Here is a 21,054-nt window from a genome sequence, read left to right as displayed (position 1 = left end):
CCGTCAGGCGTCGTTGGCGCTCGGCCGTCCCGACATTCCCTGCAGCACATCGTCGATCGCGGCGTCGAAGTGATCCTGCATGGCCGCAACGGCGGCGACCGGGTCCCGGTCGCGGATGGCGTGGGCGACGGCGAGGTGGCGATCCAGTGTCGCCTGTTTGTCCTCTTCCTCCACCCGGGTGTCCCAGGCGGCGGGCACGGCCACCTCCATCAGATGGGCGAAAGAGGAGACGATCTGGACGAACAGGGCGTTGTGGCTGGCGGCGGCGATGGCCTGATGGAAGGCGATGTCGTGGCGCGTCATCGTCGGCCGGTCATCCACGTCGCGGACCATGGCCTCGGCCAGACGGACGATCCCGGCGGCCTCGGCGTCGGTGCGCGAGGTCGCGGCCAGAGCGACCGTCCGGGCCTCGATCGTGCGGCGCACATCCCAAACCTCGGGGACGGTGATCTGGGCCGTGGAGACGGCGTGGTTCAGGGAGGAGGCGATCACCGAACCGTCGATGGCCCCGACCCGGGCGCGGCGACCGTTGGCCACGTCGATCAGACCCAAGGCGGCAAGAGCCCCAAAGGCCTCGCGCGTCACGGCCCGGCTGACGCCCAGGCTGGCCACGAAATGGGACTCGCCCGGCAGATTGTCGCCGACGCGCAAGCCGTGGTCGCGGATATGGTCGGTGACGGCGTTGATCGTCGTCTGCACGAGGGAGACCGCCTGGGTCTCGGGGCTCGAGCCGGATGCGAACGGAATCCCCATCAGGCGGCCAGCCGGGCGGCGCGGTAGTCGGAGGGCGTCTGGCCGAAGCGGCGGCCAAAGGCGCGGGCGAAGCTGGCGTTGTTCAGATAGCCGTTCTCATAGCCGATGGAGGAGACGGGCAGGTCGGTGGTTTCCAGCATCCGGCTGGCCTCGATCAGGCGGCGCTCGACGATGGCCTCGGCGACGGTGCAGGCGAACATCTCGCGGAAACCGCGGGTCAGCTTGTCCCGGTTCAGGCCGCACTGGGCGGCGATGGAGCCCAGCGACAGCTTCTCGTGCCAGCGGGCGTCGATCAGTTCGCGCACGGCGAGGATCCGAACGGCGTCGGTGTGCGACAGCGACCCGTTGGTCGACAACGGCGTCAGGGCCCGGGCGTCCAGCCGACGCCAGGTCTCCCACAGCAGTTCGATAGCCTTGGCGGCGCGATAGATCTGGCCGGCCTCGCCGAAGCGGTCGCAGTCGCGCAGGGCCAGGGCGATGGCGCGCAGTTCGGGCGGCAGATGATAGCCCTGATGCGCATCGGCCTCCGGCTGGCTGACGCCCTCGATCCGGGCCAGGGCCGTCGGGGCGACCAGCAGCAGGATGCGGGTGGCGGCGGCATCCTCGGCGAGCAGATCGCTCACGGCATTGGCGCCGTAGACATGAACCGACGGCGCGACCTCGATCGCCCCGAGGCCATAGGCGACCGCGATGGCCTGGTTCGGAAGGACGATGCCCTCGAACGGGCCACGGCCAATCAGGACCGTCATCTCGGGCGAGACGACCAGGCTGATGAAGCGGGACGGACCCGAAGACGGAGTCCGGGCGTCAGGATGCGCGTCAGGCTGCATGATGTTCCTCCTGCTTCTCTGCTGGAAGCTAGAAGGGGACGATGCACCTATCCGATAGGTCGCGCAAGACCTTTCAGATAGGTCTTAAGTCAGGACGCGATGCAGGGCGGCGAAGCTGTCGCGGCGGGCCTGTTGGGCGACCGAAGCGGCCGGATCGAAATCGAAGCCGTGATAGCCGCCGGGATAGACATGCAACTCCGTCGCCACGCCCGCCCGAAGCAGCCGCCGCGCATATTCGAGGTCCTCCTCGAGGAAGAGGTCCAGCGATCCCGTCGAAACGAAGGTCGGCGGCAAGCCGGTCAGGTCTTCGGCGCGGGCGGCGGCAGCATAGGGGCTGACGCCGTCGGAACCCGGCTCGACGCCCAGAAGGGCCGCCCAGCCGAAGCGGTTGTTGTGCGGCGTCCAGATGAACTCGCCGGTGTGGGGATGCGGATCGGCATGGGTGACGGTGCGGTCGTCCAGCATCGGATAGATCAGGTGCTGGAAGGTGAGGGCGTATTCGCCACGGTCCCGGGCCAGCAGCGCCAGAGACGCGGCCAGACCGCCGCCGGCGCTTTCGCCCATCACGCCGATGCGCGCCGTGTCGACGCCGAGTTCGACGGCGTTGGCGAATGTCCAGGCCAGGGCGGCGTAGCAATCCTCGATCGCGCCGGGGAAGCGAGTCTCGGGCGCCAGCCGGTAGTCGACCGTCACGATCACGCAGTTCAGCCGGGCGACCATGCCGCGATGCTGGGCCTCCTGACCGTCCACGGCCCCGATCACATAGCCGCCACCGTGGATGTGGAAGATGCAGGGGAAGGGACCCGGGCCTGTCGGCCGATAGACCAGCACGCCGACATCGGGCGCGCCGTCCGGGCCGGGTACGGTGCGCCGCGTCAGTTCGACGGCCTTCGACGCCGCGTCCAGCTCGGGCGCCGGCAGGCGGTCGGCGCTCCTCAGGGCGGGCAGCATGTCCTCGGTCAGGTCCACCTTGGGCCAGGCATCGAGCAGGGTCAGCAGCTCCGGATCAACGAGGCGGCGGGTGTCGGTCGGTGTCATGAAGCAGTCTCTACAGGCTGAAGATCTTGCCCGGGTTGAAGAGGTCCTTCGGATCCAGAGCGCGTTTGATCATCCGCATAAGATCGACCGCGTCGCCCAGTTCCGCCACCAGCCAGTCCTGCTTGCCCAGGCCGATGCCGTGCTCGCCAGTGCAGGTGCCGTCCATATCCAGCGCGCGTTGCACCAGAAGCTGGTTCAGGGCCTCGGCCTCCTCGGCCTCTTCCGGCTTGTTCGGATCGAGGACGAAGACGACGTGGAAGTTTCCGTCGCCGACGTGGCCGAGAATGGTCGCCGGGATGCTGGCGGTGGCCAGATCCTTCTTGGTCTCGAGGATGCATTCGGCCAGTCGGCTGATCGGGACGCAGACGTCCGTGGCCCAGCCGACGCAGCCTTTCCTCAGGCCGACGGCGGCATAATAGGCCTCGTGCCGCGCCTTCCACAGTTTGGCCCGCTCCTCGGGCAGGTTGGACCAGCGGAATTCGCCGCCGCCGTTCTCGGCTGCGATGGCGGAGACGGTCTCGACCTGCTCCTCGACATAGCGTTCCGAGCCGTGGAACTCGAAGAAGAGGGTCGTCTTCTCGGGATAGTCCAGCTTCGACCAGGCGTTGACCGCCTTCATCTGCATGTCGTCGAGGATCTCGACGCGGGCGAGGGGAATGCCAAGCTGGATCGACTGGACGACGGTGTCGACCGCGCCGCCCAGGGTGTCGAAGCTGCACACCGCCGACATGATGGCCTCGGGGATGCCGTGCAGCCTCAGGGTCACCTCGGTGATGATCCCCAGAGTCCCTTCCGACCCGATCATCAACCGGGTCAGGTCATAGCCGGCGGCCGACTTGCGGGCGCGGCGGGCGGTGCGGATGTCGCGCCCGTCCGGGGTGACCACGCGCAGATTGAGCACCGCCTCGCGCATCGTGCCGTAACGCACCGCATTGGTGCCCGAGGCCCGCGTCGAGGCCATGCCGCCAATCGTGGCGTTGGCGCCCGGGTCGATCGGAAAGAACAGGCCGACGTCGCGCAGATGCTCGTTCAGCTGCTCGCGCCGCACCCCGGCCTGGACCGTGACGTCGAAGTCCTCGGCGTTGACCTGCAGGATGGCGTTCATCTCCGACAGGTCGACCGTGACCCCGCCCCGCGTCGGCGTGGTGTTGCCCTCGATCGAGGTTCCGGCGCCGTAGGGGATGACCGGGGTGTCGTGGGCGACGCACAGCTTGACCAGCGCGACCACTTCCTCGGTCGAGTGGGCGAAGACCACGGCGTCGGGCAGCACGGTCTCGAAGTGAGCCTCCGAGGCCCCGTGCTGGGCCCGCATCGCCTCGCCCAGGTGCAGGCGATCCTGGAAGATCGCCCGCAAGCCCGTGAGCACGGCCTCCGGCAGCGGTGGCGTCGTCACCGACGTCAGCAAGGCGCTCATGACGCTATCCCCCGCCTTCGCCCTAGAACTTCGCGCTCAGCCGCACGCCGACCCGCCGCCCGTCGCCCGTGATGCCCAGATCATGGACCAGCGCCGACGGGAAGCCGAAGGCCGCCAGCAGGGACTTGTCGAGATAGCTGTCATAATAGTCGGCGTCGAACAGGTTGGTCGCGAAGATCGAGGCCGTGTAGTTGCCCCACTCGTAGGCGACGTTGGCGTTGACGATCGTATAGGCTTCCAGCGTCGGGAAGACGGTCGGGCTGAGGGTCGAGCCGACGCGTTCGCCCTTGTAGCTGGCGGTCAGGTCGGTGCGCAGTTCGCCCGAGCCCAGCGGGTAGGTGAAGCTGCCGGTGACATAGCCGTTGACGTCCGGCTGGAACAGGATCCGGTCCGACGGCAGGCCGTGGCCGATGATCGCCGCGTACTCGCTGTCGTCGGTGATGCGCGCGTGGTTGTACGTGCCGCCCGCCTTCAGCTGGAACATCGAGTTCGGCGTCCAGACGCCTTCCAGTTCGACGCCGTAGCTCTCGACCGAACCGGTATTGAGGTTCACGGCGATCAGGCTGGGGGTCAGGGAGTTCTGGCCGATGTAGTGGCTGTAGTCGTTATAGTAGATCGCCGAGTTCAACGTCAGGGTGCGGCTCTCGTTGGTGAACTTGTCACCGATCTCATAGGTCCAGACCGAGTCGCCCTGATAGAAGGGGTTGGGCGCGCCGGCCGGGTTGGCGCCGCCGCCGCGGAAGCCGCGCGAGATCGAGGCGTAGCTGGAGTGCTGCGGGTTCCAGGTCCGGCGCAGGGTGACCCGCGGCTCCCATTCGTCCGCGGTGTACTGGCCGACGGTGCCGTCGATCGACACCTCCTGATGGTCGAAGCGGATGCCCGCCGACAGCTCCCAGTCCGAGCCGAGGTTGTAGAAGCCGTTGGCGTAGATGGCCTCGGACTGCAGTTCGCTGTCGCGAATGGTGTGCTGCGGCAGGACCAGGGCGCCGAGCGGCAGGCCGAGCAGGAGGTAGCCGACGTCGAGAGTCTGGCTGATGTCGTCGGTATTGTCCGACTTCTGGGCGAAGGCGCCGATCAGGGTCGAGAAGCGATCGTTCCACTGAGTGTCGAACCGCGCCTCGCCGGTATAGGTCTGGCGATCGTTACGGCCGTCGAGGACGTTGATGGCGTTGACCGCGCCGAAGTCGCCATCGCCCGAGGCCCGACCGTCCTTGTCGTCATAGGCCAGGATGGTTGTCATGGTGGTGTTCGGCGTCAGGTCGACCACCAGCTTCGCGTTGATCCCCGAGTAGGTGTACTCGGCGACGCTGTTGCGGTTCAGCAGGACGTCGTCGACATAGTTGGTCGGGCTGTTGACGGTGTTGTAGGCCGTCTGGGAGCCCGTCACGCGGTTCCAGTAGGCGTTGAGGCTGAGCTCGGTGCGCTGGGCCTGCGGGACTTCCCAGACGAGGGTCCCGTTGACCGCCTGGGTTTCCAGAGGACGGGCGTTTCCACCGGCCAGCAGGTTCTTCGAGAAGCCGTCCTGGGTGTGATAGTTGGCCGCCAGACGGCCGCGGAGGCTGCCCTGGATGATCGGCCCCGAGATGCTGGCGCCGTAGGTCTGATAGTTGTCCGGTCCGGCGTAGGAGGCCGTCGCGCGGCCTTCGAAATGGTCGGTCGGGGCCCGGGTGATGACGTTGATCGCCCCACCCAGGGTGTTGTTGCCGAACAGCGTCCCCTGCGGTCCGCGCAGCACCTCGATCCGCTCCACATCCACGACGGGGCTGTTCAGATAGGAGGTGTTGGGCTGGTAGATGCCGTCGATGAAGATGCCGACGCCCGGCTGGACGCTGTCGATCAGGGTGTTGCCGACGCCCCGGATGGCGAGGAAGGCGCGGCCGACGGCGTCGGAGGAAATGTTCAGGCCCGGGGTCAGGGCGGCGACGTCCTTGACCAGATTGATCTGCTCACGCTCCAGGGTCTCGCCGCTGGTGGCGGTGACGGCGATCGGCACGTCCTGCAGGCGCTCTTCGCGCTTTCGGGCGGTGACGACGACGTCGTCGACCTGGGAGGCGCCGTCAGGGCCGGCGGTCTGGGCGGTCTGGGCGTTGGCGGCGCCGCAGGTCATCAGGGTGGCGATCGCCGTGCCGGCGGCGAGGATGGTGGTCAGGCGCATCGTGTTTCCCCCTATGGGTCCGCGCCGGGATTTTTCCCGGTCGCTGTTGAGGGGAGGCTAGGCGCGCAACCGACCTGTCTGAAAGGTTCGTCGGTGTGCTGGCCCGCAGGAATTATGCGCAGGCCTGTGCCGGCCGCGGGATCGGGGCCGTCTCGCTTCCGTCGAGCGCGCCGAGTCCCAGGGCGATCGAGCCCAACGGCCCGGCCCGGTTGCCGAGTGCGGGATGCACGAGGAAGGCGTCGACATCCCCGGCGATTCGTGGCGCGACGGCATAGCCGTTCAGGCTCTCGACCAGGGCCGCACGAATGCGGGGCATCAGGTGCTTCTGGCCTAGGCCGACCCCGCCGCCGATCAGGATGCGCTCGGGCGCGGCGGTCAGGACCAGATTGTGGAAGCAGCCGGTCAGGGCGTGGACGACATCGTCCCAGACCGGATCGGTCCGGCTCAGGCTCTCGGCAGGGAAGCCTGCCTGGATGGCGATGGCGGGTCCCGAGGCGATCCCCTCGACGCAGTCGCCGTGATAGGGGCAGCCCCCCGGCCACGACCGACCCGCGAGGCGAGGAACCCTCAGGTGACCGAGCTCGGCATGGCCGAGACCGCGGATGGGCCGCCCCTCCACGATGGCGCCGACGCCGATCCCGGTGCCGACGGTGACATAGGCCCAGGACTGCAGGCCCTGCGCGCCGCCCCATCGGCCCTCCGCCTGGGCCGCCGCATTGACGTCGGTGTCCAGTCCGACCGGCACGCCGAAGCGCAGGGCGCGCTGGATCAGGGAGGTCCCGTCCCAGCCCGGCTTGGGCGTATTGACGATACAGCCGTAGTCCGCCCGTCGCGGATCGAGCGCCAGCGGGCCGAAGCCGGCGACGCCGATGGCTTCGAACCGATGTTTGATGCGCCATTCCCTCAGACGGTCCTCGATGGCGTCGAGCGTCTCCTGCGGGGTGGTGGTGGGGATCCGGGCTTCGGCGCGGATGTCATCCGGGCCCGTGGCCAGAAGGACGACGCATTTGGTGCCGCCCAGTTCGATCCCCGCGACCAGCGGAGCGTCTTCATGCGCGTTCATCACCAGCAACTGTACCCGCCGTCGGCGAGGACGATGGAGCCGGTCATCAGGCTGGAGGCGTTCGAGGCGAGGAACAGGACGACCGAGGCGACCTCTTCGGGCTCGCCCAGCCGCGCTATCGGAGTGGAATCGATCCAGCGTTTGTACATCGGCGCCTCGCGGTCGGCGAAGGCGTTCAGCGGGGTGGCGATATAGGTCGGGGCGACGGCATTGACCCGCACCCCGCGCGGGGCCCATTCGGCGGCGAGGGACTTGGTCATCTGATGCACGGCCGCCTTGGAGGCGTTGTAATGGGCCTGACCCTGCGGGCGGTTGACGATGAAGCCGCTCATCGAGCCGACGTTGACGATGCTGCCCGACCCTTGCGCCAGCATGTGGCGGCCAAAGGCGCGGGCGCACCAGAAACTGCCGTTCAGATTGACGTTCAGGACGTCGAGCCAGCGCTCGTCCTCCATGTCCTCGGCGGCGATCTCGCTGCGGGCGATGCCGGCGTTGTTGACCAGAACGTCGATGCGGCCGTGGCAAGCGACGACGTCGGCGGCGGCCTTCTGGACGGCGTCGGCGTCGGTGACATCCAGCGTCAGCCCTTCGACCGAATGCCCTTTGGCGGACATCTCGGAGACGGCGGTGTCGATGGCGTCGGGGTTGCGGTCGGCGATGATCACCCGCGCACCTGCCTCGGCCAAAGCGTCGACGCAGGACAGGCCGATGCCGCTGGCGCCGCCGGTGACGAAGGCCACGCGGCCGGTGAGCTTGAACAGATCGAGATACATGTCGGCCTCAGGACCAGAAGGGGGCGCAGGGGAGTTCGGCTTCGTGTTCGGCGACGCCCTTTTCCGGCCGGTAGACCTGCCGTGTCTTCGCGTCGAACTCGGGCCAGGGCAGGGAGCCGTCGCGAGCATAGTTGACCCAGATCCTGTGCACGTGGTCGGCCAGGGCCTGGGGCGGGGTCTCGCCGAGGAAGCCCTTCGCCCCCGTGCCGGTCGGCAGGGTGTCGAACACGAACGGCACCTCGACCGCATGGCAGGCGCCGAGTTCGCCGTCGAAGGCGGCCGAGCGCCAGCCGAACTCATACATATGGGTCCGGCCCTTGTGCGCGGCGGCATAGACCCGGGCCGGCCAGCGGAACATCAGGTCCCCCATGGCCTCGGTCAGGGCCTCGCCGGGCTTGCCGCCGGGTTTGCGATAGGCCTTCAGCGTCGCCCCGGCGCGCGGCGCCGAACGGCTGAGGACGAACCAGGCCAGCAGCTTGCCGACCTTGGCCTTCACCCCGGTGGGCACGAAGTAGAGGTTCATCTCTTCGCTGTTGGTGCCGATGAGGACGTCGACCTCGGCGCCCGCGCCCTGTTTCAGGGCGTCCAGCGGCTTGATCGGGATGATGTCGTCGCCGACGACGGGGGCGAAGCGGCTGACGCCGAAGGTCGGGTCGCGGCCTTCTTCATCGCGCATGTTGATGCGGGTGGTCGGCAGGGAGATCTTCTCCAGCGCCGCGAGGCCGCGCTCGATGGAGACTGAGCGGAAGCCCGCCAGCGTCGGGGCGACGCCCAGAAGCTTCGCCATCTTCGCCGTCACCCGTTTCGCGACCGACAGGGGGCGAACGATGGAGCCGTGACCGCTCTGGATGATGGCGCGGCGGAAAAGACCCTTGGCCGCCGGAGAGGGGACGAGGTCGCCGATCGACATGGCGCCGGCCGACTCACCAAAGACGGTGACGTTCGCCGGGTCGCCGCCGAAGGCCGCGATATTGTCCTGCACCCAGCGCAGGGCGGCGAGGGTGTCGTGCAGGCCGAGGTTCAGCGGCGCGCCAGGGATGGGCATGAAGCCGTCGACGCCCAGCCGATAGGTGATGGAGACCAGAATGACGCCGTCACGCGCGAAGGCGGTTCCGTCCTGCACCGGCGCCATGGCCGAGCCGCCGACCCAACCGCCGCCGTGAACCCAGACCATGACCGGCAGGCCGCCTTGAGACTTCTCGGGGGTCCAGATGTTGAGGTTCAGATAGTCCTCGCCCTGGTCCCAGCCCGATCCGACGAGAGGGACGAGGTCCAGCGCGGGAAAGTCCTTGAGCAGCCACGGCGCGCTGGGACCTTTGGTCCGGCCGTCCCACTCGTCCCATGGCGCATGCGGCTCGGGCAGGGCAAAGCGGCGCTCGCCGACGGGCGCGGCCGCATAGGGGATGCCGAGGAAGCGCGAGACGCCGTTCGCCGTCGTCCCCCTGACGGGGCCGCTACGGGTCGTGATGACGGGATCGGACATGGCGGGCTCCGGCGGATACGAAGACGCAGACTAGAGCCAAACGGCAGGTCGCGGTGCGGCGGCTATTTGCCGTTCCGCAGTTCCGCCTTGCGCGCGACGTGCTGTTCGACCCACGAGACGATCGTGGCGGTGGGCATGACGCCGGACGACCGGGCCACCTCGCGGCCGTTTTGCACGAGAATAAGGCAGGGAATGCCCCGGATGCCGTAGCGCTCGGCGATCGCAGGCTCCGCCTCGGTATCGAGCTTCGCCAGCCGAACGCTGGGCTCAAGCGCAATCGCTGCGGCCTCGAAATTCGGTGACATCATCCGACAGGGCCCACACCAGGCGGCCCAGAAGTCGATCACCACAGGCAGGTCGGCCTTGACGGCGTGGCGCTCGAACGTGGCGGCGGTCAAAGCAACGGGGCGTCCCTGAAACAGGCGCTGGCCGCAGGTTCCGCATTTCGGATTGTGTTGGAGTTTGTCGTCCGGGACGCGGTTCAGGGCTGCGTCATGAGGGCAGGCGACGATGGTGTGGCTCATGGCGCTACTCCGCCGCGAGCGGCGGGCGGCGGGCGGCGACGGGCGGAGCCGCTGCGCGCCAGGGCGTCGGGCGCGAAGTCGTCGACGGCGATGACAGCGGCGACGGCCTCGTCAGCGGCCTGAAGACGGGCGACGTCTTCCGGCGACAGAACGCCCTGGTCGCGCGCGTCCTGCCAGCGACGGATGCGCAGCCGGCGCATTTCGTCGTGCAAGGGCTGGGTGTCGATGACCTGTTCGAACGCATGCTCCAGCCGACCGACGGCGCCGTCGCCAATATAGACATTCTCGGTCAGCCGGTCCCGGGTCGGCGAAGGCTCCAGCAGAAGCCGGGCGCAGGCGCGCGCCGTCGCGTCGCGCGGGCCGGTGCGAACCACGCCGAACGGCAGGACGAAGACCCGCAGCAGCCAGGCCGCCGGGCGGCTGGGGAAGTTGTCGAGGATCTCCTTCAGCCGGCGTTCGATGGTCAGGAAGCCGTCGGCCATCACATAGTCGAGCAGGGGGCGATCAGCGGCCTGTTGGCCCTCGTCTTCCCAGCGCTTGAGGGCGGCGCTCAGCAGGTAAAGCTCCGACAGGATGTCACCGAACCGGGCCGACAACATTTCCTGCCGCTTCAACGAGCCGCCCATCGTCAGCAGGGCCATGTCCGAGGCGAGAGCGAAGGCCGCCGCATATCGGCCCAGGCGCCGATAATGCCGGCGCGCGGGGCTTGAGGCGGGGGCGGACCCGAAGGCGCCGTCGGTCCAGGCCGAGGCGAAGGCCCGGCGCGCGGTCCTGAGGCTATGGACCACATGAGTCCAGAAGACCGCGTCGAAGGCCTCGAGGCCGCGTCCGACATCCTTGTCGGCGAGGGCCTCCATTTCCTTGAGAATGTAGGGGTGAGCCCGGATCGCGCCCTGGCCGAAAACGATCAGGCTGCGGGTCAGGATGTTGGCGCCCTCGACGGTGATCCCCACCGGGACCGAGCGATAGAAGCCGCCCAGATAGTTGTTGGGCCCGTCGATCACCGCCTTGCCGGCGTGGACGTCCATGGCGTCATTGGCGGCGATGCGCATCCGCTCGGTCGCGCCGTGCTTCATGATGGCCGAGACGACGGACGGGTGATGGCCGAGAGCCAGACCCGAACAGGTGAAGCGTCGGGCGGCGTCCAGCAGCCAGGCGTTGGCGGCGATACGGGCGAGGCGCTCCTGCACCCCCTCGAACTCGCCGACGGGAATATGGAACTGCTGGCGGACTCGGGCATAGGCGCCGGTGGTGCGCGCGGCGAGGGCGGCCCCGGCGGCCGAGAGGGAGGGCAGGGAGATGCCACGCCCGGCGGCGAGGGCCGCATTGAGCATCATCCAGCCTTGGCCGATGCGTTCGGGACCGCCGAGGATGGCGTCCAGCGGCAGGAAGACGTCGTGGCCCTCGTTGGGGCCGTTGATGAAGGCCTGCATCGCCGGAATGTGCCGACGGCCGATGACGACGCCAGCGGTGTCGGTCGGGATCAGGGCGACGGTGATGCCGAGATCTTCCTCGCCGCCCAGAAGGCGGTCGGGGTCGCGCATCTTGAAGGCCAGCCCCAGCACTGTCGCGATCGGCCCCAGGGTGATGTAGCGCTTCTTCCAGTTCAGCCGCACGCCGAGCACCTTGCGGCCCTCGTATTCGCCCTCACAGATCACGCCCTCGTCGGTCATGGACGCGGCGTCCGATCCGGCCTCGGGGCTGGTCAGGCCGAAGGCCGGGATCTCCCGGCCGTCAGCCAGCCGGGGCAGCCAGCGCTCGCGCTGTTCATCAGTCCCGAACTTCATCAGGAGTTCGCCCGGCCCGAGGGAGTTGGGCACCATGACAGTGACGGCGGCCGCCACCGACCGGGTGGATATCTTCCGCACCACCTCGGAGTGGGCGTAGGCCGAGAACTCCAGACCGCCGTAGCGTTTGGGAATGATCATCCCGAGGAATTTCTCGCGCTTGATGAAGGCCCAGGCCTCCGGCGACAGGTCCATGTCCTCCCAGCTGATCTTCCAGTCGTCCAGCATGGCGCAAAGGGTCTCGACCGGCCCGTCGAGAAAGGCCTGTTCCTCTGCGGTCAGCTCGGCCGCGGGGATGTCGAGCAGGGCGTCCCAATCGGGCGCGCCGGTGAACAGTTCGGCGTCCCACCAGACGTCACCGGCCTGAATGGCTTCCGCCTCGGTCGCCGACATCTCTGGCAACACAGTTTTGGCCCAGGCGTAGAGCGGACGGGAGAGAAGGTCGCGGCGCAGGTCGGTGGGGGTCATCACAGCTCCAGAACAGGTCCGATCCGTAACGGCTCCGTCGCGGCGAGGTTCAGCACACAGGGTCGCTTCAGACGTCCGGATACGACCCGCGCAGAGCCCTGCGCCCCCGAAGAGGACGAACTCGCGCCGGCCTCACGCGTTGCCCTCGTTCATTTTCTGGAGAGCCCTGGTGCCCGACTACACCCTCTACTACTGGTCCGCGCCGTTCCGTGGACAGTTCGTCCGCGCCGTTCTGGCCTGGGCTGGAAAGACATGGACCGAGGCGGGTGACGAGAAGATCGGGGAGCTGATGGAAGGCCCGGTCAAGGCCATGCCGGCCCCCTTCATGGGGCCGCCGGTTCTGGTCGACGATCGATCCGGCTTCGCGGTCTCCCAGATGCCGGCCGTTCTGCTCTACCTCGGCGAAAGTCTCGATCTGTTGCCGGAGGACCCCGCCCAGCGGGCCCTGACCTTGAAGATTGTGTGCGACGCCAATGACGTCATCGACGAACTGACCCGCGACGGCGGCAAGTCGATGTGGACCGACGACCGCTGGACCGAGTTCGAGCCACGCCTGAGGAAGTGGATGTCGTTCTGGGAGGAGATGGGCCGCCGCAACGGGCTGACGATGACGGCCGGATATCTGCTGGGCGGAGACGCGCCGGGCATGGCCGACGTCGTGACGGCGACGCTGTGGACCACGATCACGGATCGGTTTGCGAAGATCGGTGAGATTCTGACGGAGACGGCGCCGCACACGGCGGCTCTGGCTCACCGGGTTTCGGACCTTCCGGCTCTGGTCGCGCTCGCGGACCGGGCGCGCGCGGACTACGGCGAGACCTGGAGCGGCGGGGAGATCGAGGCGTCCCTCCGCAAGGTGCTGAGGGCCTGACCCGTCTGGAGAAGGCGTTCTCCAGGGCGATGCCGCCGGACACCACGCAGCGGCGACGCGGACGCCTGTCTATCGTACGCAGATCCGCGTCCGGGCGTTGACCCAGCATCCTGCCTCAGGCGTGACGGTCCCGAGCGGATCCCAGGCGTGACTGTCGTCGGGGTCCTTGTTCCAGCTCGCGTCGGCAGGGCCCTGGCCGTTGATGGACACGACGGCAAAGTGCGATTGGGCGGGCTTGCCGTGGCTCCAGACATTCAGCGTGAACCCGCCGTCGCCCATCGGATAGACGAGACAGCGGCCGCTGACGTGGGTCACGCCGTCGACGACGAGCAGGCAATCCCGCTCCGTCATTGTCGGATCCACGGTCCCCGACGCACTCTCCCCGGCGCGGGCAGGCTTGTCAGAGGAGGGGGGAGCCACCGGTGCGGCCTTCGCATCCACGGCGATCGGGCTTTCGGACGGCTTGGGATCAGGACGCTGACGCTCGTCTGAGCAGGCGCTCACGGTGACCAGCGCGCAAACGGCGGCGATCGTGGGAAGGGCAGGGCGGGAGACCATGGGGCGCGATCGCTCGAGTTAGACTTCAAACACCCGGTAAGGCGTGTCGCCGAGGGTGCGCAGGACGGGCAGGGCGACGTTGTAGACGGGCGTGCCCTTGTGGGTCTTGCCCTCAGGCGCGCCGCGATGGGCATGGCCGTGCACGACCAGGCTGATGTTGTCATACCGGTCGATGGTCTCGGCCAGCCGTGAGGAGCCGAGGAAGGCGTGAATTTCCGGCGGTTCGCCAACGACCGTGTCGACCACCGGCGAATAGTGCAGCAGCACGACCGAGCGCTCGGTGCGCAGGGTGCGGATCGAGTTCTCGATCAGATTGGCGTCCTCGACGGCCTCCTGGACGAAGGTCTTGATCGAGCTCTCGCCGAAGGAACTGAGCATGTAGCGCCCGAAACCGCCGACGAATCCCTTGCCGCCGGCGAAGCCGACGCCCTCGATCTCATAGGCCTGACCGGTCAGCATCTTCACCCCGGCGTCGCACAGCATCTTCGTCACATGCTCGGGCTGGCCGCATTCGTGCTCGTGATTGCCCAGCACCCCGACCATGGGGATTTTGCACGACCGAATGTCCTCCAGCAGGATCTCCACCTCGCGCGTCTTGCCGAAATTGGTCAGGTCGCCGCACAGGCAGAGGACGTCGGCGTCCTCATGCACATTTTCGAACAGGGCGCGGTGCGGCCGGTCGTGATTTTCGCCCACATGCAGATCACCGACGGCGGCCACGCGGAGCTTCTTCTTCGGACCGGTGTCCATGCCGGGCTGGGGCGTCTGGGGGGCGGTCGAAGCCGGGGGAATATCGCTCATGCCGTCGCCTTCAGTGACCGAGGTCGACCGGATCGTGCCGCTCGTCGAGGCCCTTGCCGACCACGTCGCCGAAGCCCCATTCGGAGATGTCGAGGACATAGTCTCGCGCGCTGAACAGCCGCCCACGGCAGACCTTCACGCGCGGCGACGGCAGGGTCACCTGCGCCTGAAGCCGCTCGGTCAGCTCCTTCATCAGCCAGGCCGGCGCCTTGTCCCGTTCGGTAGGATAGGCGAAGCGGAAGTTCAGCAGATGAGCCATCAGCACCTCCCAGTAGAGATCCATCTGGTCGAGCAGGGCCTTCCAGTCGATGGCGTCGGACTGCTTCAGGATGATGTGATTCACATCGGCGCCGTCGTAGCGGTAGCGGTCCTGGATGAAGACCTTGGACAGGATCAGGGCCGTGGGCGGGGTGATCGCGACCTCATGGCCATAGACCTCGATCCGGTCGTCGCCGAACCAGCTGTCGTTGACCGCGATCGTGCCGTTGGACATGGCGAAGATGACATCGAAGAAATGCTTTTCGTCCTTCCAGACCTTGGCGATCCAGCGCTCGTCCTCGACGTCGGTCCGGTAGCCGCGAGCCTGGAACCAGGCGAGAATGCGAGGGTAGTCGCCGGGCTTGCAGAAGACGTCCAGATCCTTGGTCGGGCGCCGGATGCCGGTATAGGCGGTCACCGCATAGGTGCCGCTCAGGAGGAAGGGGATGCCGCTTTCCTTGAGCAAGCGCAGGCTCTCCTCATAGAAGGCGAGCGCATCCGCCGGCGGATGGAAGGTGGGTTCAGGAACGATATCGGACACGCGGTTCAACTCTCTGGAAGCGCTGAACAACGAGCCTTGCGGAAAGGGGTTCCGGCTTGCGCCCGGGGGCCGCGGCGCGGCTGGAGCCCTCGGGTCCTGACCGGTTGCTGGTCCTTCGATCAGGCCGGCTCAACTGCGCCTGGCGATCCGGGCCGTGGCCGCGCCTGGCGCACAGCCAGATGCGCCTTTTCCGGACGGATGTAGATCGAGGTGATCTCAGGGAAGGCCGCCTTCAATCGGCTCTCCAGCTCCTCGATGATCGTTTCGGCCTGACCCAGCTTCAGATCGTCATGGAAGTCAGCGCTGATGGCGACGAACACCGCATCCGGGGCGGTGTGGATGGTCCGCACGTGGTTGACTGCCGTGATGGCCGGACTGGCCTCGACCACCTCCCACACGCCCGCGACCAGTCGAGGGTCCGCGCTCTCGCCGATGATCAGCCCCTTGGCCTCGCGGGCCAGCAGAAGCGCGACGACGGCCAGTATCGTCCCGATGACCATCGAGGCCAGACCATCGATCCGGGCGTCGCCGAAAGCATGGCTGGCCCAGACCCCGAGCCCCGCGACAGCAAGCCCGACCAGGGCCGCGCTGTCCTCGAACAGGACGATGAAGCCGGCCGGGTCCTTGGAGCGTCGGATGGCGCGCCACCAGCTGGCGCCCTGACGCTGGCCGTTGAATTCCTTGACCGCGATCGCCCAGGAGCTGCCTTCCAGAAGCGCGGCGATGGCGAGGACAACGTAGTTGAGCGTCGGATTGCGTAGCGGCTCGGGATCCATGAAATGGAGCCAGCCCTCGTAGATCGAGACCCCCGCGCCGACGGCGAAGATGAGGATCGCGACCACGAAGGCCCAGAAATACAGCTCGCGCCCGTAGCCGAAGGGATGCTGGGCGTCCGGCGCGCGCCGGGCCTGTCGCTGTCCATAGAGAAGAAGGATCTGGTTGCCGCTGTCGACGAGGGAGTGAACCCCTTCCGTCAGCATCGAGGACGAGCCGCTGATGGCGGCCGCCACGAACTTGGCGACGGCGATGCCGAGGTTGGCGAACAGGGCCCCGAAGAGCACGATGTTCGCCTTGAAGCCCTCGCGCGCCCCTGTTGCGCCCGGTCCATCCGTGGCGGACGCCCCGGGCGACGATCGACGAACGGGCGAAGACGCCATCAGCATTGCCTGCGAAAGAGGGTGGGCGCTTGAACGGCCTTGTGGGCCGCCAAGGCGCTCACAGGTTTGACCAAGTGTGGGGCGGCGCATTGAAAGCTCCCGCGGGGCAAACCTGTTCCGTCAACCCTCGGCGGTGCTGTCCCTCGGGGGCCGACATGTCTCTATCGGCTGCCTCGAGGACCCTCTCTAGACAATCGGTTGCGGCCGATCGCGGATCCACTGCGACAGCAGCCATTTGCCGCCGGAGGTCGGCGGCAGGCCGGCATGGACTGTGCGCGGATCGCCGCGACCTGAAGCATCGACGTTCCAGAACACGAGAGCGTCACCGGCCTGGCCCTTGAAGCGAACACCGAGTTCCGGGAAGTCCGTCTCGCCGCCCTCGTAGTCGTCGTTGAGATAGATCAATGCCGTGGCGATGCGCTGACCACCGCTGGCCACGACCTGCGCCAGTTGAGGGACCGACGTGTTGAAAAAGTCGAAGTGGGGCTCGTATCGCTGGCCTGGCGCGTAGTGCAGCACGTTTGGCGGCTCGAAGCATGGCGTCGTGAGACCCGTCGCCGCGGCGAGGCGGGCGCGGATCATCGCCATAACGACATCCGATTCCAGAACACCGAAGCCGGCGCCCCGCGCCGTGCGTATTCCCAGGGACCGATTGCCGGCGCCGTCGGCGCCGACGACGGCCGTCTGTTGCAGGCGGCCAGCCGCACATTCACGGATCCAGTCGCAGGCCGCTGACGGAATGAACCGCCGGTACACACGGACCAGCGGACTCTCACTCAGCACTTCGGGGGCGGTGACCCGGGTCCACGCTGCGGGGTCAATGGAGCGCCGCGCGTGCGTCAAGGCGTTCTCCGAGATGGCTTCTGCGCTTTTTAGCCGCGCCGACATGCCTTCAATGGTCGACAACGCCGCCAACTCCTGTCGCGCAGCCGCGCTGCCTCCGATCGCCGCCTTCAGGAGTTCATCCAGGGCGCGATGGAGATTGCAGGGTTCGCCGATACCGGCGGCGATGAGGGCGGATGCGAGGCGGCGTGAAGCCGGACCGCCGGTCTCGCCGGCCCGTATGAGCCAACGTGCGCCAGCCTCCGGTTGATAGGGCGCTTGAGCGCCGCGGATCAATCGTGCGCCGAGCATCGTCATCGCCGTCGGGTCACTGTTGCGCGACGCGGAGTGAAGAAGATCGAGCGCCTGCGAGTGCTGGCCGGCTTGATCCAGCTCGGCGACGCGAGAGAGGTCTACTGTAGAGGGGGGCAATCTACGCATACCCCCCTCTGATACCGCTGCCCGGTGGCGAAGGGGAGCTAAAGTTGACCGAACGTCAGGATGTGGACCTGGGATTTTCTCCGTGCTGGCGGCGAGGTCGTCACGCCCACCCCGCCGGGAGTGTCCTGCAGCGAGCGGATGAGGGCCGCCGTTTAGCTTTTCTCGGATCGGGTTCAGCCGATCTGGAGTGCCGCCCTCCGGAGGGCGGATTAGGTGACTCTCATGGAAGGCTGAAGTCTTGGCGCCCCGTAACGCCATCTCCGCGTCCGGCCGATGTCCGGGCGGTCGCCTAACCTCTGAAGGAACGAGCCATGGGCGATGTCGCGCGCGCCGACCTGTTTCTGCTGAAGCCGGGCTTCGAGGATCCCGCGTTTCCGGGGCAGGCCTTCTTCGACCGCTATTCGGCGCTGCTGGAGGGCGTTCTCCAGTCCTTCCCGGTCCTGCGCGAGCGGCTGGCGGTGCACAGGGTCGAGTTCGAGCGGCCGCGCAATGCGGTCGCGGCTTTGGCGGGGGAGGAGAACCAGACCCTGCCAAGACTGGTGCTGCCGGCCGGCGCCGCCTCTGCCCATTCGGCGTCGGAGCATCTCGGGCGGCAGTCGGTGGTCGGGGTCTCGGCCGTGATCGCGGCCCTGGTCGAGCTCTACGGCATCGAGCCGCCCCACCCGTAGGCAGGGCGGCGTTTCGCCGGTCAATTGGCGGGGATGACCGCGCCGTCGTATTTGCGAGCGATGAAGTCCTTGACCGCCTGGCTGCGCAGGGCGGCGGCGAGCGCCTGAACGCGCGGGTCGTTCTGGTTGTCGGCGCGGGTCACCAGATAGTTCACATAGGGGCTGTCGCCGCTCTCGAGGGCCAGGGCGTCGGTCCTCGGCTTCAGGCCCGCGTCGAGCGCATAGTTGGTGTTGATCACCGCCAGATCGACCTGATCGAGGATGCGGGGCAGGGTGGCGGCCTCGATCTCGCGGAACTTGAGGCCCTTCGGATTGCCGGTGATGTCGCGCACGGTCTGCAGCGGGTTCTGGCCGTCGCGCAGGGTGATCAGCCCGGCCTTCTGCAGCAGCAGCAGCGACCGGCCGGTGTTGGAGGCGTCGTTGGGCAGGGCGACATCGGCGCCGTTCGGCAGCTCCGCCAGCGTCTTGTGCTTGCGCGAATAGGCGCCGAGCGGCTCGACGTGGACGCCCGCCACCGTCACCAGGGTCGCGCCGCGCGCGGCGTTGAACTCGTCCAGATAGGGCTTGGTCTGGAAGTAGTTGGCGTCCAGCCGGCGCTCGGCGAGTTGGGTGTTGGGCTGAACATAGTCGTTGAAGACCTTGATTTCGATCGGCGTTCCAGCGGCGGCCAGGGTCGGCTTGATGAACTCGAGGATCTCGGCATGGGGCACGGCGGTGGCGCCGATGATCAGCGGGCCCTTGCCGTCGGCCTTCGGCGCGGCGCCCTGGCCGCAGGCGGCGAGAGTCAGGCCGGCGGCGGCGATGAGCAGGAACGAACGACGGATCATGACAGGGCCTCGGGTTCGGGGAAGGGACATCAGCGGTGCGACACCCGGCCGACCAGACGGTCACCGAGCATCTGAAGAATCTGGACGAGCACCAGCAGCAGGACCACGGTCACGACCATGACGTCTGTCTGGAAGCGCTGATAGCCGAAGCGGACGGCGAGGTCGCCGAGCCCGCCCGCGCCGACAACGCCGGCCATCGCGGTGTAGCTGACCAGGGCGATGGCGGTGACGGTGGCGCCGGCGAGGATGCCGGGCAGGGCCTCGGGCAGCAGGGCGCGGGTGACGATCTGGAAGGTCGAGCCGCCCATGGCCTGGGTCGCCTCGACGACGCCCTTGTCGACCTCGCGCAGGGCCGTCTCGACCAGCCGGGCATAGAAGGGCGCGGCGCCGACGACCAGCGGCGGAATGGCCCCGGCGACGCCCAGCGACGTCCCGACCAGCAGCACCGTCACCGGCAGCATGACGATCAGCAGGATGATGAAGGGCACGGACCGCAGGATATTGACCACCAGCGACAGGACACCGTTCAGCAGCGGATTGGCCGCCAGCCGTCCCTTGCCGGACAGGTAGAGCAGGACGCCCAGCGGAATGCCGAACGCCACGGTCAGGACCATGGACCCGGCCAGCATCAGCAGGGTGTCGAGCGAGGCCTGGGCGATCTCGGTCCAGTCGACATTGGCGAAGAGAGCTTGCATCAGATCGCCTCCACCACGACGCCGCGTGTGGTCAGTTGCGTGATCGCGGCCTCGGCGTCGCCGCCGGTGAAGGCCACGACCATCTGGCCATAGGGCTCGTCCCGGATGCGGCTGATCCGGCCGGACAGGATCGAATAGTCGATGCCGGCCGAGCGGGCGACACGGCTGAGTTCGGGCTCATAGGTGGCCGGGCCGCGGAAGGTCAGCTTCGCCAGCCGTCCGCCGGCGGGCACGATCGAGGCGTCGAAGCTTTCGGCGCCTTCGCCCTCGGCCAGCATGGCGCGGGTCGCTGCGGCCTTCGGATGCAGGAAGACGTCGGCGGTCGCGCCTTCCTCGACCAGACGCCCGTCCTGAAGCACGGCGACGCGATCGCAGACGCGGCGCACCACCTCCATCTGGTGGGTGATCAGGACGATGGTCAGGCCCAGTTCGCGGTTCAGCCCGTCCAGCAGGGTCAGGATCTCGTCGGTGGTCTCGGGGTCGAGCGCGCTGGTCGCCTCGTCGCACAGCAGGACGCGCGGTTCGCAGGCCAAGGCGCGGGCGATGCCGACCCGCTGCTTCTGGCCGCCGGACAGCTGGGCCGGATATTTGTTCGCGTGCTCGGCCAGACCCAGCCGGTCCAGCAGGTCGGCGACGCGACGGTCGATCTCGGCGCGCGGACGGCCTTCCAGCTCCAGCGGGAAGGCGACGTTCCCGGCGATGGTGCGGGCGTTCAGCAGGTTGAAATGCTGGAAGATCATGCCGATCCGGCGGCGCGCGGCGCGGAGCTGGGCGGGCTTCAGGGCGGTGATCTCGTCGTCGCCGACGAAGATGCGGCCGGCGTCAGGCGTCTCCAGCCGGTTGATGGTGCGGATCAGGGTGGACTTGCCGGCGCCCGAGCGGCCGACGACGCCATAGACCTGACCCTCGCCCACATTCAGGCTGACGGCGTCCAGCGCCACCCGCTCGCCCGCCGCGCTGCGATAGCGCCTGGTCACCTGTTCAAGCCGGATCATGTCGAACGGGTCGCAAGGCGGGAGGAGTGGGGCAAGGTCTGTCCGGTCGGGAAGGCGAAACGTCAGGCCGGATATAGGCCAGTACGGGGATTTGGCCAGCCGCTAAGGGTAGGCAGGGCCGGTCGAAAGAGG

Annotated in this window: 20 protein-coding genes; 2 read left to right on the top strand and 18 right to left on the bottom strand. The window is 67.8% G+C overall.

All coding sequences use genetic code 11. From position 1 onward, the window contains the following. Nucleotides 1-3: 3 nt before the first annotated feature. The 10 genes from AC07U0_RS10525 to AC07U0_RS10480 all read right to left on the bottom strand — a co-directional run bounded on the left by AC07U0_RS10525 (nt 4) and on the right by AC07U0_RS10480 (nt 12,288). The gene (locus AC07U0_RS10525; protein ID WP_494719968.1) at nt 4-753 is read right to left on the bottom strand and encodes a FadR/GntR family transcriptional regulator; all 750 of its coding nucleotides are present in this window, start codon (nt 751-753) and stop codon (nt 4-6) included. Further along, nucleotides 753-1,583 (bottom strand): helix-turn-helix transcriptional regulator, encoded by an 831-nt coding sequence (locus AC07U0_RS10520; protein ID WP_494719967.1) that lies wholly within the window; start codon nt 1,581-1,583, stop codon nt 753-755. Before AC07U0_RS10520 ends, AC07U0_RS10525 begins: the two co-directional genes overlap by 1 nt. Nucleotides 1,584-1,667: 84 nt before the next feature. Then, the gene (locus tag AC07U0_RS10515; protein ID WP_494719966.1) at nt 1,668-2,621 is read right to left on the bottom strand and encodes an alpha/beta hydrolase; all 954 of its coding nucleotides are present in this window, start codon (nt 2,619-2,621) and stop codon (nt 1,668-1,670) included. A 10-nt stretch (nt 2,622-2,631) separates the two neighbouring features. Next, entirely contained in the window at nt 2,632-4,035 is a 1,404-nt protein-coding gene (locus AC07U0_RS10510) for an FAD-binding oxidoreductase (RefSeq protein ID WP_494719965.1), read from the bottom strand. 22 nt (nt 4,036-4,057) lie between these two features. Further along, on the bottom strand, nt 4,058-6,190 hold the full coding sequence (locus AC07U0_RS10505) for a TonB-dependent receptor (protein ID WP_494719964.1): 2,133 nt from the start codon (nt 6,188-6,190) through the stop codon (nt 4,058-4,060). 112 nt (nt 6,191-6,302) lie between these two features. Then, nucleotides 6,303-7,253, bottom strand: coding sequence for an ROK family protein (locus tag AC07U0_RS10500; RefSeq protein WP_494719963.1), 951 nt, complete (start codon nt 7,251-7,253; stop codon nt 6,303-6,305). Then, complete coding sequence (locus AC07U0_RS10495; RefSeq protein WP_494719962.1) at nt 7,253-8,026, bottom strand: SDR family NAD(P)-dependent oxidoreductase; 774 nt, start codon at nt 8,024-8,026, stop codon at nt 7,253-7,255. Before AC07U0_RS10495 ends, AC07U0_RS10500 begins: the two co-directional genes overlap by 1 nt. Nucleotides 8,027-8,033: 7 nt before the next feature. Further along, entirely contained in the window at nt 8,034-9,509 is a 1,476-nt protein-coding gene (locus AC07U0_RS10490; RefSeq protein WP_494719961.1) for a carboxylesterase/lipase family protein, read from the bottom strand. Between the two features lie 62 nt (nt 9,510-9,571). Beyond that, nucleotides 9,572-10,033 (bottom strand): thioredoxin TrxC, encoded by a 462-nt coding sequence (gene trxC / locus AC07U0_RS10485; RefSeq protein WP_494719960.1) that lies wholly within the window; start codon nt 10,031-10,033, stop codon nt 9,572-9,574. Continuing rightward, nucleotides 10,030-12,288: an acyl-CoA dehydrogenase gene (locus tag AC07U0_RS10480; protein ID WP_494719959.1), complete on the bottom strand. Its 2,259-nt coding sequence runs from the start codon at nt 12,286-12,288 to the stop codon at nt 10,030-10,032. The genes trxC and AC07U0_RS10480 overlap by 4 nt, the downstream gene beginning before the upstream one ends. A 169-nt stretch (nt 12,289-12,457) precedes the next feature. Between AC07U0_RS10480 and gst the strand changes: the two genes are divergently transcribed. After that, a complete protein-coding gene (gene gst, locus AC07U0_RS10475) occupies nt 12,458-13,159 on the top strand; it encodes a glutathione transferase, Atu5508 family (protein ID WP_494719958.1) in 702 nt (233 codons plus the stop codon). 69 nt (nt 13,160-13,228) lie between these two features. Here the strand turns inward: gst and AC07U0_RS10470 are convergent, their stop codons facing one another. From AC07U0_RS10470 to AC07U0_RS10450, 5 genes are all read right to left on the bottom strand, one after another. Then, complete coding sequence (locus AC07U0_RS10470) at nt 13,229-13,717, bottom strand: hypothetical protein (RefSeq protein ID WP_494719957.1); 489 nt, start codon at nt 13,715-13,717, stop codon at nt 13,229-13,231. 18 nt (nt 13,718-13,735) lie between these two features. Further along, entirely contained in the window at nt 13,736-14,518 is a 783-nt protein-coding gene (locus AC07U0_RS10465) for a metallophosphoesterase family protein (protein ID WP_494719956.1), read from the bottom strand. Between the two features lie 10 nt (nt 14,519-14,528). Then, nucleotides 14,529-15,317, bottom strand: coding sequence for a nucleotidyltransferase family protein (locus AC07U0_RS10460; RefSeq protein WP_494719955.1), 789 nt, complete (start codon nt 15,315-15,317; stop codon nt 14,529-14,531). A 119-nt stretch (nt 15,318-15,436) separates the two neighbouring features. Next, a complete protein-coding gene (locus tag AC07U0_RS10455) occupies nt 15,437-16,474 on the bottom strand; it encodes a cation diffusion facilitator family transporter (protein ID WP_494719954.1) in 1,038 nt (345 codons plus the stop codon). Between the two features lie 186 nt (nt 16,475-16,660). Beyond that, complete coding sequence (locus tag AC07U0_RS10450; RefSeq protein WP_494719953.1) at nt 16,661-17,737, bottom strand: 2OG-Fe(II) oxygenase; 1,077 nt, start codon at nt 17,735-17,737, stop codon at nt 16,661-16,663. A 311-nt stretch (nt 17,738-18,048) separates the two neighbouring features. Between AC07U0_RS10450 and AC07U0_RS10445 the strand changes: the two genes are divergently transcribed. Continuing rightward, on the top strand, nt 18,049-18,405 hold the full coding sequence (locus AC07U0_RS10445; protein WP_494719952.1) for a DUF3088 family protein: 357 nt from the start codon (nt 18,049-18,051) through the stop codon (nt 18,403-18,405). A gap of 20 nt (nt 18,406-18,425) precedes the next feature. On the opposite strand, the gene AC07U0_RS10440 is transcribed toward AC07U0_RS10445, so the two are convergent. The 3 genes from AC07U0_RS10440 to AC07U0_RS10430 are packed head-to-tail and all read right to left on the bottom strand — an operon-like array spanning nt 18,426 to nt 20,922. Then, on the bottom strand, nt 18,426-19,232 hold the full coding sequence (locus AC07U0_RS10440) for a MetQ/NlpA family ABC transporter substrate-binding protein (RefSeq protein ID WP_494719951.1): 807 nt from the start codon (nt 19,230-19,232) through the stop codon (nt 18,426-18,428). Nucleotides 19,233-19,261: 29 nt separating this feature from the next. Next, nucleotides 19,262-19,927, bottom strand: coding sequence for a methionine ABC transporter permease (locus AC07U0_RS10435; RefSeq protein WP_494719950.1), 666 nt, complete (start codon nt 19,925-19,927; stop codon nt 19,262-19,264). After that, the gene (locus AC07U0_RS10430) at nt 19,927-20,922 is read right to left on the bottom strand and encodes a methionine ABC transporter ATP-binding protein (protein WP_494719949.1); all 996 of its coding nucleotides are present in this window, start codon (nt 20,920-20,922) and stop codon (nt 19,927-19,929) included. The genes AC07U0_RS10435 and AC07U0_RS10430 overlap by 1 nt, the downstream gene beginning before the upstream one ends. Nucleotides 20,923-21,054: the final 132 nt, after the last annotated feature.

Source organism: Brevundimonas sp. GW821-FHT02A10, assembly GCF_059422025.1.
Note: the sequence above shows the minus strand (reverse complement) of the source record. Positions and strands in the feature narration are given on the sequence as shown.

Excerpts from the sequence above, each read along its gene's own strand:
- AC07U0_RS10525 (WP_494719968.1), bottom strand. The coding sequence starts at position 753 with ATGGGGATTCCGTTCGCATCCGGCTCGAGCCCCGAGACCCAGGCGGTC.
- AC07U0_RS10520 (WP_494719967.1), bottom strand. The coding sequence starts at position 1,583 with ATGCAGCCTGACGCGCATCCTGACGCCCGGACTCCGTCTTCGGGTCCG.
- AC07U0_RS10515 (WP_494719966.1), bottom strand. The coding sequence starts at position 2,621 with ATGACACCGACCGACACCCGCCGCCTCGTTGATCCGGAGCTGCTGACC.
- AC07U0_RS10510 (WP_494719965.1), bottom strand. The coding sequence starts at position 4,035 with ATGAGCGCCTTGCTGACGTCGGTGACGACGCCACCGCTGCCGGAGGCC.
- AC07U0_RS10505 (WP_494719964.1), bottom strand. The coding sequence starts at position 6,190 with ATGCGCCTGACCACCATCCTCGCCGCCGGCACGGCGATCGCCACCCTG.
- AC07U0_RS10500 (WP_494719963.1), bottom strand. The coding sequence starts at position 7,253 with ATGAACGCGCATGAAGACGCTCCGCTGGTCGCGGGGATCGAACTGGGC.
- AC07U0_RS10495 (WP_494719962.1), bottom strand. The coding sequence starts at position 8,026 with ATGTATCTCGATCTGTTCAAGCTCACCGGCCGCGTGGCCTTCGTCACC.
- AC07U0_RS10490 (WP_494719961.1), bottom strand. The coding sequence starts at position 9,509 with ATGTCCGATCCCGTCATCACGACCCGTAGCGGCCCCGTCAGGGGGACG.
- trxC (WP_494719960.1), bottom strand. The coding sequence starts at position 10,033 with ATGAGCCACACCATCGTCGCCTGCCCTCATGACGCAGCCCTGAACCGC.
- AC07U0_RS10480 (WP_494719959.1), bottom strand. The coding sequence starts at position 12,288 with ATGACCCCCACCGACCTGCGCCGCGACCTTCTCTCCCGTCCGCTCTAC.
- AC07U0_RS10470 (WP_494719957.1), bottom strand. The coding sequence starts at position 13,717 with ATGGTCTCCCGCCCTGCCCTTCCCACGATCGCCGCCGTTTGCGCGCTG.
- AC07U0_RS10465 (WP_494719956.1), bottom strand. The coding sequence starts at position 14,518 with ATGAGCGATATTCCCCCGGCTTCGACCGCCCCCCAGACGCCCCAGCCC.
- AC07U0_RS10455 (WP_494719954.1), bottom strand. The coding sequence starts at position 16,474 with ATGGCGTCTTCGCCCGTTCGTCGATCGTCGCCCGGGGCGTCCGCCACG.
- AC07U0_RS10450 (WP_494719953.1), bottom strand. The coding sequence starts at position 17,737 with ATGCGTAGATTGCCCCCCTCTACAGTAGACCTCTCTCGCGTCGCCGAG.
- AC07U0_RS10445 (WP_494719952.1), top strand. The coding sequence starts at position 18,049 with ATGGGCGATGTCGCGCGCGCCGACCTGTTTCTGCTGAAGCCGGGCTTC.
- AC07U0_RS10440 (WP_494719951.1), bottom strand. The coding sequence starts at position 19,232 with ATGATCCGTCGTTCGTTCCTGCTCATCGCCGCCGCCGGCCTGACTCTC.
- AC07U0_RS10435 (WP_494719950.1), bottom strand. The coding sequence starts at position 19,927 with ATGCAAGCTCTCTTCGCCAATGTCGACTGGACCGAGATCGCCCAGGCC.
- AC07U0_RS10430 (WP_494719949.1), bottom strand. The coding sequence starts at position 20,922 with ATGATCCGGCTTGAACAGGTGACCAGGCGCTATCGCAGCGCGGCGGGC.